Origin of the sequence: Pseudoduganella sp. GCM10020061 (assembly GCF_042683405.1) — a bacterium.
Classification (GTDB): domain Bacteria; phylum Pseudomonadota; class Gammaproteobacteria; order Burkholderiales; family Burkholderiaceae_D; genus Telluria.
On the sequence record NZ_JBHUJS010000010.1, the window covers coordinates 161,026 to 175,272 of the forward strand.

The 14,247-nt window shown below is 64.0% G+C and carries 17 protein-coding genes; 14 read left to right on the top strand and 3 right to left on the bottom strand.

Annotation, left to right across the window (positions count from 1 at the left end; genetic code table 11):
- Positions 1-75 precede the first annotated feature (75 nt).
- Genes coxB through ACFSQR_RS13840 form a run of 6 tightly spaced genes read left to right on the top strand, consistent with a single transcriptional unit; the run spans position 76 to position 4,744 of the window.
- Entirely contained in the window at positions 76-1,275 is a 1,200-nt protein-coding gene (gene coxB / locus ACFSQR_RS13815; protein WP_377730470.1) for a cytochrome c oxidase subunit II, read from the top strand.
- A gap of 13 nt (positions 1,276-1,288) precedes the next feature.
- The gene (gene ctaD / locus ACFSQR_RS13820; RefSeq protein ID WP_377730471.1) at positions 1,289-2,887 is read left to right on the top strand and encodes a cytochrome c oxidase subunit I; all 1,599 of its coding nucleotides are present in this window, start codon (positions 1,289-1,291) and stop codon (positions 2,885-2,887) included.
- A gap of 54 nt (positions 2,888-2,941) precedes the next feature.
- Positions 2,942-3,052 (top strand): cytochrome oxidase small assembly protein, encoded by a 111-nt coding sequence (locus tag ACFSQR_RS13825; RefSeq protein ID WP_377730472.1) that lies wholly within the window; start codon positions 2,942-2,944, stop codon positions 3,050-3,052.
- A gap of 28 nt (positions 3,053-3,080) precedes the next feature.
- Positions 3,081-3,611 carry a cytochrome c oxidase assembly protein gene (locus ACFSQR_RS13830; RefSeq protein WP_377730600.1) on the top strand — a complete coding sequence of 177 codons (531 nt, stop codon included), beginning with the start codon at positions 3,081-3,083 and terminating at the stop codon, positions 3,609-3,611.
- A 12-nt stretch (positions 3,612-3,623) separates the two neighbouring features.
- Positions 3,624-3,839, top strand: a complete 216-nt coding sequence (locus ACFSQR_RS13835; RefSeq protein ID WP_377730473.1) for a DUF2970 domain-containing protein — start codon at positions 3,624-3,626, stop codon at positions 3,837-3,839.
- A gap of 44 nt (positions 3,840-3,883) precedes the next feature.
- Positions 3,884-4,744: a cytochrome c oxidase subunit 3 gene (locus ACFSQR_RS13840; protein WP_377730474.1), complete on the top strand. Its 861-nt coding sequence runs from the start codon at positions 3,884-3,886 to the stop codon at positions 4,742-4,744.
- 114 nt (positions 4,745-4,858) lie between these two features.
- On the opposite strand, the gene ACFSQR_RS13845 is transcribed toward ACFSQR_RS13840, so the two are convergent.
- Entirely contained in the window at positions 4,859-5,062 is a 204-nt protein-coding gene (locus ACFSQR_RS13845) for a twin transmembrane helix small protein (RefSeq protein ID WP_377730475.1), read from the bottom strand.
- A 33-nt stretch (positions 5,063-5,095) separates the two neighbouring features.
- On the opposite strand from ACFSQR_RS13845, the gene ACFSQR_RS13850 reads away from it, so the two are divergent.
- Genes ACFSQR_RS13850 through ACFSQR_RS13875 form a run of 6 tightly spaced genes read left to right on the top strand, consistent with a single transcriptional unit; the run spans position 5,096 to position 10,022 of the window.
- A complete protein-coding gene (locus tag ACFSQR_RS13850; protein WP_377730476.1) occupies positions 5,096-5,815 on the top strand; it encodes an SURF1 family protein in 720 nt (239 codons plus the stop codon).
- The gene (locus ACFSQR_RS13855; protein WP_377730477.1) at positions 5,790-6,386 is read left to right on the top strand and encodes an SCO family protein; all 597 of its coding nucleotides are present in this window, start codon (positions 5,790-5,792) and stop codon (positions 6,384-6,386) included. The genes ACFSQR_RS13850 and ACFSQR_RS13855 overlap by 26 nt, the downstream gene beginning before the upstream one ends.
- A 4-nt stretch (positions 6,387-6,390) precedes the next feature.
- Entirely contained in the window at positions 6,391-7,485 is a 1,095-nt protein-coding gene (locus ACFSQR_RS13860) for a heme A synthase (RefSeq protein ID WP_377730478.1), read from the top strand.
- The gene (gene cyoE, locus ACFSQR_RS13865) at positions 7,482-8,372 is read left to right on the top strand and encodes a heme o synthase (protein WP_377730480.1); all 891 of its coding nucleotides are present in this window, start codon (positions 7,482-7,484) and stop codon (positions 8,370-8,372) included. Before ACFSQR_RS13860 ends, cyoE begins: the two co-directional genes overlap by 4 nt.
- 1 nt (position 8,373) lies before the next feature.
- The gene (locus tag ACFSQR_RS13870) at positions 8,374-8,952 is read left to right on the top strand and encodes an SCO family protein (protein ID WP_377730481.1); all 579 of its coding nucleotides are present in this window, start codon (positions 8,374-8,376) and stop codon (positions 8,950-8,952) included.
- Positions 8,953-8,966: 14 nt separating this feature from the next.
- A complete protein-coding gene (locus tag ACFSQR_RS13875; protein WP_377730482.1) occupies positions 8,967-10,022 on the top strand; it encodes an AI-2E family transporter in 1,056 nt (351 codons plus the stop codon).
- Between the two features lie 38 nt (positions 10,023-10,060).
- Here ACFSQR_RS13875 and ACFSQR_RS13880 read toward each other — a convergent pair whose 3' ends face one another.
- Together ACFSQR_RS13880 and nhaR are read right to left on the bottom strand one after the other, a co-directional pair.
- Positions 10,061-11,395: a hemolysin family protein gene (locus ACFSQR_RS13880; RefSeq protein ID WP_377730483.1), complete on the bottom strand. Its 1,335-nt coding sequence runs from the start codon at positions 11,393-11,395 to the stop codon at positions 10,061-10,063.
- 40 nt (positions 11,396-11,435) lie between these two features.
- Positions 11,436-12,344: a transcriptional activator NhaR gene (nhaR, locus tag ACFSQR_RS13885; RefSeq protein WP_377730484.1), complete on the bottom strand. Its 909-nt coding sequence runs from the start codon at positions 12,342-12,344 to the stop codon at positions 11,436-11,438.
- Positions 12,345-12,441: 97 nt separating this feature from the next.
- On the opposite strand from nhaR, the gene ACFSQR_RS13890 reads away from it, so the two are divergent.
- Positions 12,442-13,491, top strand: a complete 1,050-nt coding sequence (locus ACFSQR_RS13890; protein ID WP_377730485.1) for a DUF475 domain-containing protein — start codon at positions 12,442-12,444, stop codon at positions 13,489-13,491.
- A 56-nt stretch (positions 13,492-13,547) separates the two neighbouring features.
- Positions 13,548-14,243 (top strand): TIGR00266 family protein, encoded by a 696-nt coding sequence (locus ACFSQR_RS13895; protein WP_377730486.1) that lies wholly within the window; start codon positions 13,548-13,550, stop codon positions 14,241-14,243.
- The last annotated feature ends 4 nt before the right edge of the window (positions 14,244-14,247 follow it).

Here is a 14,247-nt window from a genome sequence, read left to right on the forward strand (position 1 = left end):
AGAGTATTGGGCGGGACACCTGCAACCAGGGTGGGCCGTTGAAAAAATTTCTACTTTTGGGTGGTTGGGGAAAACATGAACTATGTAAAGCGACTTCAAGCGTCGATGCTCGGCCTGGCAGTCATGGCCGTTGCGGCGCCAGTGATGGCGGCAGCTCCGGCGGCGGGCGTGGATGGGAGGCCGATGGCAAATCAGCTGAACCTGCATGCGCCGGTCACGAAAATCGCGGAAGAAATGTACAGCCTGAACATGCTGATGATGTGGGTCTGCGTCGCGATCGGCCTGGGCGTGTTCGGCGTGATGTTCTACTCGATTCTCAAGCACCGCAAATCGGTAGGCCACAAGCCGGCGACCTTCCACGAGTCCACCGCGGTTGAAATCGCGTGGACCATCGTCCCGTTCCTGATCGTTATCCTGATGGCGCTGCCGGCGACCAAGACCGTGGTGGCGATGAAGGACACCTCCAACGCCGACATCACCATCAAAGTGACCGGCATGCAGTGGAAGTGGGGCTACGACTACCTGAAGGGTGAAGGCGAAGGCATTTCGTTCCTGTCGACCCTGTCGACCCCGCGCTCGCAAGTCGGCGCGCCAGGCGAGGCGCCAACCGCGCCGCGCGGCGAGAACTACCTGATGGAAGTGGACAACGAAGTCGTCGTCCCTGTGAACAAGAAGATCCGCCTCGTCCTGACCGCGAACGACGTCATCCACGCATGGATGATCCCGTCCTTCGGCGTGAAGCAGGATGCGATTCCAGGCTTCGTGCGCGACACCTGGTTCAAGGCAGAGAAGGTCGGCGTGTACCGCGGCCAGTGCGCTGAACTGTGCGGCAAAGAGCACGCATTCATGCCGATCGTGGTGCGCGTCGTGTCTGATGCGGAATACACCGCGTGGGTCGACACCAAGAAGAAGGAAATGGCTGCATCCGCAGAAGACCCGAACAAGGTCTGGACCCTGGACGAGCTGAAGACCAAGGGCGAAGGCGTGTACGCCGCGAACTGCGTGGCCTGCCACCAGGCCAACGGCCAGGGCATCCCGAACGCATTCCCATCGCTGGCTGGTTCGGCGATCGTGACCGGTCCGCGCCAGGCGCAGATCGACACCGTGGTGCATGGCCTGGATACGCCTAGGTTCCCGGGCACCATGCCAGCCCAGGTGACCCTGTCGGCGACCGATATCGCTGCCGTGATCACCTACACCCGTAACGCCTTCGGCAACACGGCTGCGGAAAACATCGTTCAACCAGCCGAAGTAGTGGCTGCACGTAGCAAGTAATCAGGAGCGAGAGATGAGCACCACCACTATTGATCACGCGCACGATCATCACGCGCACGACGACCACCACCACGCCCCGACGGGTTTCCGCCGCTGGCTGTTCGCGACCAACCACAAGGACATCGGTAGCCTGTACCTGTGGTTCTCGTTCACCATGCTGCTGTCCGGCGGCGTGCTGGCGCTGGGTATCCGCTCCGAGCTGTTCCAGCCTGGCCTGCAGTTCTTCAATCCGGAGTTCTTCAACTCCCTGACCACCATGCACGGCCTGATCATGGTGTTCGGCGCGATCATGCCGGCGTTCGTGGGCTTCGCGAACTGGATGATCCCGCTGCAGATCGGCGCGTCGGACATGGCGTTCGCGCGCATGAACAACTTCTCGTTCTGGCTGCTGCCGCCTGCGGCAATCCTGCTGGTCGGCTCGTTCTTCGTGCCTGGCGGCGCAACCGCTGCCGGCTGGACCCTGTACGCTCCGCTGTCGACCCAGATGGGCATCGGCATGGACATGGCCATCTTCGCCGTCCACATCATGGGCGCGTCGTCGATCATGGGCGCAATCAACATCATCGTCACCATCCTGAACATGCGCGCTCCTGGCATGACCCTGATGAAGATGCCGATGTTCTGCTGGACCTGGCTGATCACCGCCTACCTGCTGATCGCCGTGATGCCAGTGCTGGCAGGCGCGATCACCATGACCCTGACCGACCGTCACTTCGGCACCGCGTTCTTCAACGCAGCCGGCGGCGGCGACCCGGTCATGTACCAGCACATCTTCTGGTTCTTCGGTCACCCTGAGGTGTACATCATGATCCTGCCGGCGTTCGGTATCGTCTCGCAGATCGTGCCGGCCTTCGCGCGCAAGCCGCTGTTCGGCTACGCATCGATGGTGTACGCAACCGCGTCGATCGCGATCCTGTCGTTCATCGTCTGGGCGCACCACATGTTCACCACCGGTATGCCGGTGACTTCGCAGCTGTTCTTCATGTACGCGACCATGCTGATCGCGGTGCCGACCGGCGTGAAGGTGTTCAACTGGGTCGCCACGATGTGGAAGGGCTCGATGACCTTCGAAACCCCGATGCTGTTCTCGGTCGGCTTCATCTTCGTGTTCACCATCGGCGGCTTCACCGGCCTGATCCTGGCCGTGACCCCGATCGACATTCAGCTGCAGGACACCTACTACGTGGTGGCGCACTTCCACTACGTGCTGGTGGCAGGCTCGCTGTTCGCGCTGTTCGCAGGCTTCTACTACTGGGGCCCGAAGTGGACCGGCTACATGTACAACGAGACCATGGGCAAAGTGCACTTCTGGCTGTCCCTGATCACGTTCAACATCACCTTCTTCCCAATGCACTTCCTGGGACTGGCAGGTATGCCGCGCCGCTACGCCGACTATCCGGCGCAGTTCACGGACTTCAACATGATCGCGACCATCGGCGCGTTCGGCTTCGGCCTGACGCAGGTGTTCTTCCTGCTGTTCGTGGTCTTCCCATCGCTGCGCGGTGGCAAGAAGGCTGCCGACAAGCCATGGGAAGGCGCGGAAGGCCTGGAGTGGACCGTGCCGTCGCCGGCGCCGTTCCACACCTTTGAAACCCCGCCCCTGGTGAAGTAATCTTGCAGGTTCGCAGGCGCCCCCGAGGCGCCTGTGGCCGTGAAAGCTGTGGAAATGCCTGACGATCCAAAGAAACCGAACAACCTGCGCACCGGCCTGATCCTGCTGGGAGTCGCGTTGTTCTTCGCCCTGGCGCTGGTAGTTAAACGAACCTGGTTGATGTAACGTGGTAGCAAGGGAACAATCCGGCCAGATTCGCATGAACAAGGCGATGATGGTCAAGCTGGTGATCTTCGCAGCGCTGATGGGTGGCTTCGGCTACGCACTGGTTCCGGTGTACGAACACCTGTGCGAAGTGTTGGGGATTAACGTCCTGACCCAGCGCGACGGCACCGTGCAGTACGACGCCAACACCCAGGTCGACCGCACGCGCAAGATCACGATCGAGCTGGACAGCAACTCGCAGGGCCCGTGGCGTTTCCGCACGACCCAGCGCAGCGTCGATGTCCACCCGGGCGAGCTGACCACCGTGATGTACGAAGTGGTCAACACGCTGGACCGCAAGGTCGCGGGGCAGGCGATCCCGAGCTATGCGCCGCAAGCGGCCACACCGCATTTCAAGAAGGTCGAGTGCTTCTGCTTCCAGCAGCAGGAACTGGGCCCGAAGGAGGCGAAGCAATTCCCGGTGGTGTTCTTCATCGACCCGGCCCTGCCGAAAGAGACGAAGACCATCACCCTGTCGTACACGTTCTTTGAAGTTGCAGGCGTGTCGGCACCGAAGTAAAGCGAGACAGCGATGGATGAAGGACTGAAGCAAGCCACGCAGCGCAAGTTGTCGTTTGGCGCCACCATGAAGGCCGTGTTCTGGTCCTTCTTCGGCGTGCGCAAGCGCAAGCACTACGAGGAAGATTCAGCGCAGCTGAATCCGGTCTACCTGATCATTGCCGGACTGATCGGCGCCGCGGCGTTCATCGGCATCCTGGTGATGATCGTGCGCATCGCCGTCAGCTAAAGAATTAAAGTAACCACACCGAAGTTTGATTGAGGGAGATGAAGATGAGTGCAACCAAAGCCGCAGCACCGTATTACTACGTGCCCGGTCCTTCCCGTTGGCCGATCATGGCCGGCATGTCGCTGTTGGCGACCATGATCGGTGCATCGGCGTGGGTCAACGACCTGCCGTGGGGCATGCCGCTGAACCTGATCGGTATCGCGGCCACCGTGGTCGTGCTGTATTTCTGGTTCGGCGACGCGATCGCGGAATCGGAAGGCGGCATGTACTCCAAGCGCATCGACACCTCGTTCCGCTGGTCGATGAGCTGGTTCATCTTCTCGGAAGTGATGTTCTTCGGCGCGTTCTTCGGCGCGCTGTTCTACGCCCGTGCCGTCACCATGCCGTGGCTCGCGGACCTGGACCACAAGGTCATCTGGCCTGACTTCACCGCGACCTGGGGCAACACCGGTCCTGCCGGCCTGGTCGAGCCGTTCCAGACCATGGGCCCGTTCCCGATCCCGACCATCAATACCGCACTGCTGCTGCTGTCGGGCGTCACCCTGACCATCTCGCACCACGCACTGCGCCTGAACCAGCGCGGCAAGACCGCATTCTGGCTGGCCGCGACCATCCTGCTGGGCGCAGTCTTCATGGGCTTCCAGGCATACGAGTACATGCACGCGTACGCCGACCTGAACCTGAAGCTGACCTCGGGCATCTACGGTTCGACCTTCTTCCTGCTGACCGGCTTCCACGGCTTCCACGTGACCATGGGCGCAATCATGCTGGCAGTGGTGCTGTACCGCCTGATGAAGGGCCACTTCACCGCAGAAAACCACTTCGCATTCGAAGGCGCCGCGTGGTACTGGCACTTCGTCGACGTTGTCTGGCTCGGCCTGTACGTCGTCGTCTACTGGCTGTAACAGCAGCCGGGGGCCGTTCCCGACGGGGACTGTCCCCAGCGCTTTAGCTGGCACAAAAAGAAAAGCCGCCCGCAGGGACCACCCCGCGCGCGGCTTTTTAACGATTCAGGCAGTTTAGTAGCGCATTCCCGTCGGCTGGATCCAGCCCATGTAATGCGCCACCAGGATCAGGATGAACAGCAGCACCGACAGCCCGACCCGCAGCGCGAGCGAATGCACGGTCTTGTTGCTGGTGCCCTTGTCGCGCATCATGTAGAACAGCGCCGACCCGAGGCTGGCCAGGATGAGGATGAAGGCGATCGCGACGAAGATTTTCATGGTTAACCCGTTGTTGACGAAGGCTGTATTTTAATGCGCTTCCGGTTCCGGCCAATTCCTTTCATTGCCACCGCCCTGCTGGTGGCGCTCGGCATCGCCCTCGGGCAATGGCAGGACCGCCGTGCGCTCGAGAAAATCGCGCGCGCCGACCTGCTGGCCGCGCAGGGCAGGCTGGCGCCGCTGGAACTCGGCGGCCGCAAGCTGCGGCCCGCAGCGGTCGAATACCGCCGCGTGGTGGCCAAGGGAACCTGGGTGCCGCGCTGGGCGACCTATCTCGACAACCGGCCGCACGACGGCCGCGCCGGCCTGTACGTGCTGATGCCGCTGCGCCTGTCCGGCAGCAGCATGCACGTACTGGTGGCGCGCGGCTGGGTTCCGCGCAACGCCACGCAGCGCGACCTGATCCTGCCGTACGACACGCCCAGGGGCGAGGTGCAGGTAAGCGGCATCGCGGTGGCGGGCATGGGCAATGTCATGCAGCTGGGCGAGCCGGCTTCGATCAAGCCGGGCGCGATCCTCCAGAATATCGATCCGGCCGCGTTTTCGCTGGCCAGCGGGCTGCCGGTGCAACCGTTCTTCGTGCAGCAGGAAGGCGGCGCGGACGACAAGCTGGTGCGCGCATGGCCGGCGCCGTCGCTGGGCGTCGACAAGCACAAGGGTTATGCATTCCAATGGTATGCGCTGGCAGTGATGGCGCTCCTCTTTTTTGTCATTACGGGATTCAGAAGTGGAAAACACAAATCAGAAGACTAAGGGCCGCTGGAAGCTGATGGCGGTGCTGGCGGTATGCGCCGCGCCGCTGATCGCGTCCTACGTGGTGTATTACGGCGGCTTTGCCGAGTCCTTCGGCCGCACCAACTACGGCACCATCCTCGACCCGCGCCAGCACCAGACGCCGCCGCTGAACGCGTCCACGCTGGACGGCAAGCCGACCAGCATCGATGCGCTCAAGGGCAAGTGGCTGATGGTGCGCACCGGCCCGGCCGCTTGCGACGACGCCTGCCGCAAGCAGGTCTTCGCGATGCGCCAGCTGCGCCTGATGCAGGGCAAGGAGATGGACCGCGTGGAGCGCGTGTGGCTGGTGACCGACCAGGCGCCGCTCGATATCGCGCTGCTCAAGGAATATGACGGCATGACCGTGCTGCGCGTCGACCCGCAGGCGCTGCAGCGCTGGCTGCCGGTGGAGCAGGGTTCGCGCATGGACGATCACCTGTACATGATCGACCCGCTCGGCAACCTGATGATGCGCTTCCCGAAGGACCCGGAACCTCAGAAGGTGAAAAAGGATATCGGCAAGCTGCTCAAGGCTTCCGCGATCGGCTGACGCAATGAGCCCGAGCCACCTGTTCCTGATGAGCGCCACCGCGCTCGCGGTCTGCACCGTCCCGCTGCTGGTGGTGCTGCGTTCGCGCGACACCGACAAGTTCCGCAAGCTGGTGCGCGTGTCGATGTTCCTGACGCTCGAGCTGATCGCGTTCGGCGCCTTCACGCGCCTGACCGATTCCGGCCTGGGCTGCCCGGACTGGCCGGGCTGCTACGGCATGGCCAATCCCTTCCTTGCGCACGACCACATCGTTGCGGCCGAAGAGATCATGCCGCATGGCCCCGTGACCGTGATGAAAGCGTGGATCGAGATGATCCACCGCTTCCTGGCGATGGCGATCGGCCTGATGTCGATCGTCGTGCTCGCATGGTCCTGGCGCCTGTGGAAGAAGACCGGGCAGGCGCGCTATGCCCCCGGGCTGCCGCTGGCGATTCTCTTGTGGATCTGCCTGACCGGCGCATTCGGCGCCTGGACTGTCACCCTCAAGCTGCAACCGGTCATCGTGTCCGGACACCTGATGCTGGGCATGGGCACGCTGGCCCTGTTCACCTGGCTGTACTGCCGCCAGCAGGCGGTGTACGCGCCGTCCGCCAGTGCGCCGGTCGCACCGGGCATTCGCGCGCTGGCCGCCCTTGGCGGCGCCGTGACCGCGCTGCAGGTCGCGCTGGGCGGCTGGGTCAGCACCAACTACGCCACGCTCGCGTGCAACGACTATCCGCTGTGCGGCGGGCAGGTGGTGCCGGACATGGACTTCGAACACGGCTTTACGCTGTGGCGCGAGCTGGGCATGACGGCCGCCGGCCACTACCTGCCGTTCCAGGCGCTGACCGCGATCCACTGGGTCCACCGCAACTTCGCGCTGGTCGTGTTCGCGCTGCTGGCCGTACTGTTGGTGCGCGCCTGGAAGGTGGAGCACCTGCGCCCCCTGGCGCGTGGCGTGGCCGTCGTGCTCGCGCTGCAGGCGCTCACCGGCATTTCCACCATTTACCTCAGCACGCCGCTGGCGATCGCGGTGCTGCATAACGCGGGCGCGGCCGTCCTTGTACTGCTGATGACCATGTTAAACTACCGCGCAAAGCCCCACGCCCCTCAAGCATGACCACTCAACAGCTCAGCAAGCCCGCCAACCGCCTCGCCCAGTACTGGACGCTCACCAAGCCGCGCGTCACGCAGCTGGCCGTGTTCTGCGCGGTGATCGGCATGTTCCTCGCCACGGACAGCTTCCCCGGCTGGCAGGTCCTGATCGCGGGCACGCTCGGCATCTGGCTGCTGGCCGGCGCCGCGTTCGCCTTCAACTGCCTGCTCGAATCCGAGATCGACGCGCGCATGGCGCGCACCGCGCGCCGCGCCACCGCGATGGGCGAGCTGACCAAGACCCAGACCATGGCGGTGTCGGTGGCGGTGGGCGCGCTCGGCATGTGGGTGCTGTATGCGTTCGTCAATCCGCTGACCATGTGGCTGACCTTCGTCACCTTTGTCGGCTACGCGGTCATCTACACCCTGATCCTGAAGCCGTCGACGCCGCAGAACATCGTGATCGGCGGCCTGTCGGGCGCGATGCCGCCGGCGCTGGGCTGGGCTGCCGTCGCCAACGAAGTGCCGATGCAGGCGTGGCTGCTGGTGCTGATCATTTTCGTCTGGACTCCGCCGCATTTCTGGGCGCTGGCGATGTACCGCCGCGACGACTATGCGCGCTCCGGCCTGCCGATGCTGCCGGTCACGCACGGCATGCAGCTCACCGGCTTCCACGTGTTCCTGTACGCGATCATCCTGGCCGCCACCACCATGCTGCCATTCGCCGTGCAAATGAGCGGCCTGATCTACCTGGCCTGCGCGGTCGTGCTGAACGCGCTGTTCCTGCGCCACGCCTGGCTGGTGCACAAGCGCTACAGCGACATCGTGGCACGCAAGGCGTTCACCTTCTCGATCATCTACCTGTCGCTGCTGTTCGCCGCGCTGCTGGTCGACCACTACATCACACTGTGACATGAAAAAGCTTTTTGCAATCCTCGCGATGGCGCTCGCGCTGGCCGCTTGCGACAAGGCGGCGCCGCCGCCCAGCTTCCAGAGCGTCGACGTGACCGGGCTCGGTTATGCGCGCGACTTCAAGCTGACCGACCACAACGGCAAGCCGCGTTCGCTGGCCGATTTCCGCGGCAAGGTCGTGGTGATGTTCTTCGGCTTTACCCAGTGCCCCGACGTGTGCCCGACCACCATGGCCGAAATGGCCCAGGTGCTCAAGCTGCTGGGCGAACAGTCCAAAGACGTGCAGGTGCTGTTCGTCACGGTCGACCCCGAGCGCGACACCCAGGAACTGCTGCAGCAGTACGTGCCGGCCTTCCATCCGAGCTTCCTCGGCCTGCGCGGCGACGAGGCTGCGACGGACGCGGTCATGAAGGAGTTCCGCGTGGTGCGCATGAAGTCGGCCGGCAAGACGCCGACCAGCTACATGATCGACCACACGGCTGCCAGCTTCGTGTTCGACAAGGAAGGCAAGGTCCGCCTGTACGTGCGTCCGGACATGGCGCCTGAAGCGGTCGCCGCGGACATCAAACAACTTCTCTGATTGGCAGGCGGAGCATGGAACCACGCACAAGAAACTATGCCCGCATTACCCTGATCCTGCTGCTGCTGGTCGGCTGCCTGGTCGTGCTGCGGCCATTCCTGGCGGCCGTGCTGTTCGCCGGCGCCGTCACCATCTCCACCTGGCCGCTGTACCGCCATGTGCTGGACCGCATGCGGGGGCGCAATACGCTGTCGGCGGCCATCATGACGCTGTCCCTGGTGCTGGTGGTGATCGTGCCGCTTGCGCTGGTCGCCTACAACCTGGCCGACGACATCGCGCGCTTCTATGAAGAACTCAAGAACTCACTGATCCGCGGCGACCTGGCGCCGCCCGCGTGGCTGCGCCAGATCCCGGTGATCGGCGAGTGGGCCAACGCCTACCTCGACAAACTGTTCCACAGCCGCGAGGAACTGGTCGAAGTGGCCCAGCGCATGCTGGAACCGGCGCGCCGCATCCTGGCCGGCGCGGCCGTCGTGCTGGGCACCGGCGTGGCGCAGGTCAGCCTGGCCGCATTCGTGTGCTTCTTCCTCTACCGCGACGGCAATGCGATCGCCAGCGCCATCGCGATTGCCATGCAGCGCCTGATCGGCGATACCGCGCCGGAAGTCGCGGGCATCGTCATCCGCACCGTGCGCGGCGTGATGTACGGCCTGCTGGGCACCGCGCTGGCGCAGGCCTTCGTGGCCGCGATCGGATTCACCATCGCCGGCGTGCCGGCGGTGCCGCTGCTGTCCGTGATGACCTTCCTGTTCTCGCTGATCCCGGTGGGGCCGCCCCTGGTCTGGGGTGGCGCCGCGTTCTGGCTGTTCAGCCAGGGCGAGACCGGCTGGGGCATCTTCATGGTGCTGTGGGGCGTGTTCGCGATCAGCAGCGTGGATAACATCGTCAAGCCGATGCTGATCAGCCGCGGCTCGGACCTGCCGTTCCTGCTGGTGCTGCTGGGTGTGCTGGGCGGGGTGCTGGCGTTCGGGTTCGTCGGGCTGTTTATCGGGCCGACGCTGCTGGCGGTGGGGTTCTCGCTGATCCGCGACTGGACGCGCGTGCGGCCCGAGGGTCCGCCCCTCGAATAAAGCAGGAGACTGTCCCCGTTCAGGGAAGGTCCTCCATTTCAATCCTGCTCGTCGTCGATGGTAATGCGCGGCGAGCGCGGAATCACCTTCACGAGCACGATCCGCGGCCCGTTCATCTTCTTCACCACGATATCGAAGCCCGGGAACGTGACGCGCTGACCCTGCTTGGGGATATCGCCAAGCTGCACCATGATCAGGCCGCCGACCGATTCCACATCGTCCAGGCCTTCGTTGTCGATGTCGATCCCGAGGATGCGTTCAAGCGAGAAGATCGGCAGGCTGGCCTTGCCGATCAGCGTGCCGTCCGGTGCGCGCAGCCAGTCGTTCTCGTTGAGGCGGAACTCGTCGTGGATCTCGCCCACCATGGCGCCCAGCAGATTGTCCAGGGTGATGAAGCCGACCGGCCGCTTGCCCTTTTCGCCGATCAGCGCAAAGTGCGGCGCGCCTTCGCGGAAGCGGCGGAACAGGTCCTGCGCCTTGGTGCGGGCCGAAATGGTTTCCACCGGCCGCAGGTATTCGGCGAGGTTGGTGATCTGCTTGCCCGCCTGCTGCGCAAAGAACAGGTCCTTCAGGTGGATCACGCCTTCGACTTCCTCGCCGCTGGCATCGAAGTAGGGGTAGCGCGAGAACCGGTTGCGCACCATCGTTTGCAGGTTTTCTTCAAGCGTGTTGTCGGCGTGGAGCGCGATCACCTCGTTAATCGGCCGCATCAGGTCCGACACCGACAGCTGGCTGAAGTCGAGCGACTGCGCCAGGATGTGGCGCTCGTCATGCGTGAACTTGCCCGGCTGGCTGGTGCGCAGGATCAGCTTGAGTTCCTCGGTCGAATAGTGCTGCTCGCCGTGGCCGCCCGAACCGGACAGGCCGGCCAGGCGCAGCACCATGTTGGCGCTCTTGTTGAGCAGCCAGATCGCCGGGTACATCGCCCAGTAGAAGCCGTACAGCGGCGCCGCGCACCACAGGCCGACCGCTTCCGGATTGCGGATCGCCAGCGACTTAGGCGCCAGTTCGCCGACCACGATGTGCAGGAACGAGATGAGGCTGAACGCGACCACGAACGATATGCCGTGGATCAGTTGCTCCGATTCGACGCCGGCCGCTGACAATGCCGGCTCCAGCAGGCGTGCGAATGCAGGTTCGCCGACCCAGCCCAGGCCCAGCGATGCCAGCGTGATGCCGAGCTGGCAGGCGGACAGGTAGGCATCGAGCTGCTCGTGCACCTTGCCCAGGATGCGGCCGCGGACCCCGCGGCTGCGGGCGATCGCGCGCACGCGGGTCGGGCGCAGGGTGACGATGCCGAATTCGGCGGCGACGTAGAAACCGTTGAGGGCGACCAGGACCAGCGCGAGCAGGACCAGCAGGAAGTTATCCATGAAGTGGGGTGGTGCGGGCTGTCAAAACGGCCATTGTATGTTATCGGGGATTAAAGACGCCGCTGGCGGCGGCCGCAATGATCGCTTCGACCGCGGGATGCTCGATCTTGCGTCCGTTGGCCACCGCGTAGCATTGCTCGCGTACTTGCGGCACCGGGCCGACCGTCACCGTCCCGTATTGCGCCTGCAGGTCGGCCGCCAGCACCGCCGGGGCAAAGAACAGGCCGGAGCCATTGCGCCCGAAGGTGTTGAGCAGCGCGTTGTCGTCGAATTCGCCGACCACGTCCGGGCGCACCTGGTGCAGCTCGAACCACTCGTCGATCTTGCCGCGCAGGGCATTATTACGTGCGGGCAGCAGGAACGGCGCACCGTTGAGGCTTGCCGGGAACTGGCGCGCATAGCGCCGCGCCAGCTGCGGCGTGGCCGCCACGATCATTTCGGTCTCGAACAGCAGGTGGCTGAACACGCGCAGGGTGGTGCCGGCGCGCACCGGGCGGTCTGTCAGCACCACGTCCAGCTTGTGCAGCGCCAGGTCGGCCAGCAGTGCATCGAATTCGCCTTCCGAGCACACCAGCCGCACCGGGGCCTCCAGCTGCGTCGTGGCCGACAATACGCGAAAAGCGGTAAGCTTGGGCACGGAATCGGAGATCCCGACCGACAGCCGCATCTTCTTGCCTTCGCTTTCGGCGAGCGCATCCTGCATCTGCTCCCCGAGCAGGAAGATCGGGTCGGCAAAGGCCAGCGCAGTGCGTCCGGCCTCGGTCAGCACCAGGCGGCGGCCCTGGGGCGTGAGCAGCGACTTGCCGAGCGACTGTTCCAGCAGCGTGAGCTGCGTGGAGACCGTCTGCACGGCCAGGCCAAGGCGGCGCGCCGCACGTGTCACACTGCCTTCCTTCGCCACCACCCAGAAGTAGTAGAGGTGGCGGAAGTTCAAACCTGCGTGTTTCATCTGTTTTTCCGAAGGCACGATTCAATAAACTTCGCTTTTTTTAATCGTAGCATACGCTTACACTGCGATGAATAACTAACAATAGGGTATCGATTTCATGAAGCACTTCCGGATTTCTTTCATCGTCACCTTTGTCTGCCTGGCGGCGGCGGGGTGGTGGGGCTATAGCAACGCGGGACTGGGCGGCGCGCTCACCGCGCTCGGCATCGCCATCATCCTGAGCGTGATGGAAGTCTCGCTCTCGTTCGACAACGCGGTCGTCAACGCCTCGGTGCTGAAGAACTGGGACGAATTCTGGAAGAAGCTGTTCCTCGGGCTGGGCATCATCATCGCCGTGTTCGGCATGCGCCTCGTGTTCCCGCTGGTGATCGTGGCGGTCGCGGCCGACCTGGGCATGGCGGAAGTGTGGAATCTCGCGCTCACCAACCCCAAGGAATTCTCGCAGCACCTGACCGACCACCACGCCGAGGTCGCGGCATTCGGCGGCATGTTCCTGCTGCTGGTATTCCTGAATTTCCTGCTCGACGACGAAAAGGAACTGCACTGGCTCGGCAACATCGAACGCAAGCTGTCGTCGCTGGGCCGCGTGTCCTCCATCGCCGTGCTGGTCGCGCTGGGCACCCTGCTCGCCAGCCTGTCCATGATCCCGCCGGAGCAGGAAATGGTGGTCCTGTTGGCCGGCCTGTGGGGCATCCTGGTCTACATCGGCGTCGACATGATCTCGTCTCTGCTCGAGAAGGAAGAAGCGGAGGGCGGCGACGTCGGCGACATGGTCAAGCGCGGCGGCATCGGCGGCTTCCTGTACCTTGAAGTGCTGGACGCATCGTTCAGCTTCGACGGCGTGATCGGTGCATTCGCCATCACGTCCGACGTCGTCATCATCATGCTCGGCCTGGCGATCGGCGCCATGTTCGTTCGTTCGATGACGGTCTACCTGGTCGACAAGGGCACGCTGGACAAGTTCGTCTTCCTGGAGCACGGCGCGCACTACGCGATCGGCATCCTGGCCTTCATCATGCTGGCGAGCATGAAGTACCACATTCCGGAGATCTTCACGGGCCTGATCGGCGTTGCCTTCATCGTCGCGTCGCTATGGTCCTCGATCCGCCACAAGAAGCTGCACGGCGCGGTGAGCGCCGACGTCTGACGTCGCCCCGGCCGTCGCCGGGACGACGATAACCTGAACCAAACGAGGAGGGCACCATGGCAGTCTTCAGCATCACCGGCGACATCGACCCGTTCCTGCACGTCTCGCTCAAGCGTGGCGAGACGCTGTACTGCGAATCGGACGCGATGGTCACGATGGACAGCACGCTTGAACTGAAGGGCAAGATGAAGGGCGGCCTGGCCGGCGCGCTGATGCGTACTTTCGCCAACGGCGAGTCGTTCTTCCAGCAGCACATCGAAGCCACGCGCGGCGACGGCGAATGCCTGCTCGCGCCCACACTGCCGGGGGCCATGGCCATCGTCGACTGCGGTGCGCAGCAGTACAAGCTGGGCGACGGCGCCTTTGTCGCCGCCACCTCGGGCATCGACCTGCGCGTGCGCACGCAAAGCCTGGGCAACGCGCTGTTCGCGCAGAGCGGCGGCTTCTTCATCACCGAGACCAGCGGCACGGGCCAGGTCGCGATCGCAGGCTTCGGCGCGATGCGCGTGCTCGATGTCACCCCCGACAAGGAAGTCATCATCGACAACGCCCACGTCGTCTGCTGGGACGCCGCACTGCGCCACGACATCACGGTCGGCACCAGTCGAGGCGGCCTGCTGGGCGGCCTGGTGAACAGCCAGTTCAGCGGCGAAGGCATGGTCATTCGCTTCTCCGGCCGCGGCAAGGTCTACGTCTGCTCGCGCAACCGCACCGCCTTCCAGCGCTGGCTTCTCCCCGCCCAGGGCCAATAAGCGC

What these genes read in the sequence shown, in the direction of transcription:
- ACFSQR_RS13845 (WP_377730475.1), bottom strand. Translation starts at nt 5,062, where the DNA reads ATGAAAATCTTCGTCGCGATCGCCTTCATCCTCATCCTGGCCAGCCTC.
- ACFSQR_RS13840 (WP_377730474.1), top strand. Translation starts at nt 3,884, where the DNA reads ATGAGTGCAACCAAAGCCGCAGCACCGTATTACTACGTGCCCGGTCCT.
- ACFSQR_RS13895 (WP_377730486.1), top strand. Translation starts at nt 13,548, where the DNA reads ATGGCAGTCTTCAGCATCACCGGCGACATCGACCCGTTCCTGCACGTC.
- ACFSQR_RS13825 (WP_377730472.1), top strand. Translation starts at nt 2,942, where the DNA reads ATGCCTGACGATCCAAAGAAACCGAACAACCTGCGCACCGGCCTGATC.
- cyoE (WP_377730480.1), top strand. Translation starts at nt 7,482, where the DNA reads ATGACCACTCAACAGCTCAGCAAGCCCGCCAACCGCCTCGCCCAGTAC.
- coxB (WP_377730470.1), top strand. Translation starts at nt 76, where the DNA reads ATGAACTATGTAAAGCGACTTCAAGCGTCGATGCTCGGCCTGGCAGTC.
- ACFSQR_RS13870 (WP_377730481.1), top strand. Translation starts at nt 8,374, where the DNA reads ATGAAAAAGCTTTTTGCAATCCTCGCGATGGCGCTCGCGCTGGCCGCT.
- nhaR (WP_377730484.1), bottom strand. Translation starts at nt 12,344, where the DNA reads ATGAAACACGCAGGTTTGAACTTCCGCCACCTCTACTACTTCTGGGTG.
- ACFSQR_RS13890 (WP_377730485.1), top strand. Translation starts at nt 12,442, where the DNA reads ATGAAGCACTTCCGGATTTCTTTCATCGTCACCTTTGTCTGCCTGGCG.
- ACFSQR_RS13835 (WP_377730473.1), top strand. Translation starts at nt 3,624, where the DNA reads ATGGATGAAGGACTGAAGCAAGCCACGCAGCGCAAGTTGTCGTTTGGC.
- ACFSQR_RS13875 (WP_377730482.1), top strand. Translation starts at nt 8,967, where the DNA reads ATGGAACCACGCACAAGAAACTATGCCCGCATTACCCTGATCCTGCTG.
- ACFSQR_RS13850 (WP_377730476.1), top strand. Translation starts at nt 5,096, where the DNA reads ATGCGCTTCCGGTTCCGGCCAATTCCTTTCATTGCCACCGCCCTGCTG.
- ACFSQR_RS13860 (WP_377730478.1), top strand. Translation starts at nt 6,391, where the DNA reads ATGAGCCCGAGCCACCTGTTCCTGATGAGCGCCACCGCGCTCGCGGTC.
- ctaD (WP_377730471.1), top strand. Translation starts at nt 1,289, where the DNA reads ATGAGCACCACCACTATTGATCACGCGCACGATCATCACGCGCACGAC.
- ACFSQR_RS13880 (WP_377730483.1), bottom strand. Translation starts at nt 11,395, where the DNA reads ATGGATAACTTCCTGCTGGTCCTGCTCGCGCTGGTCCTGGTCGCCCTC.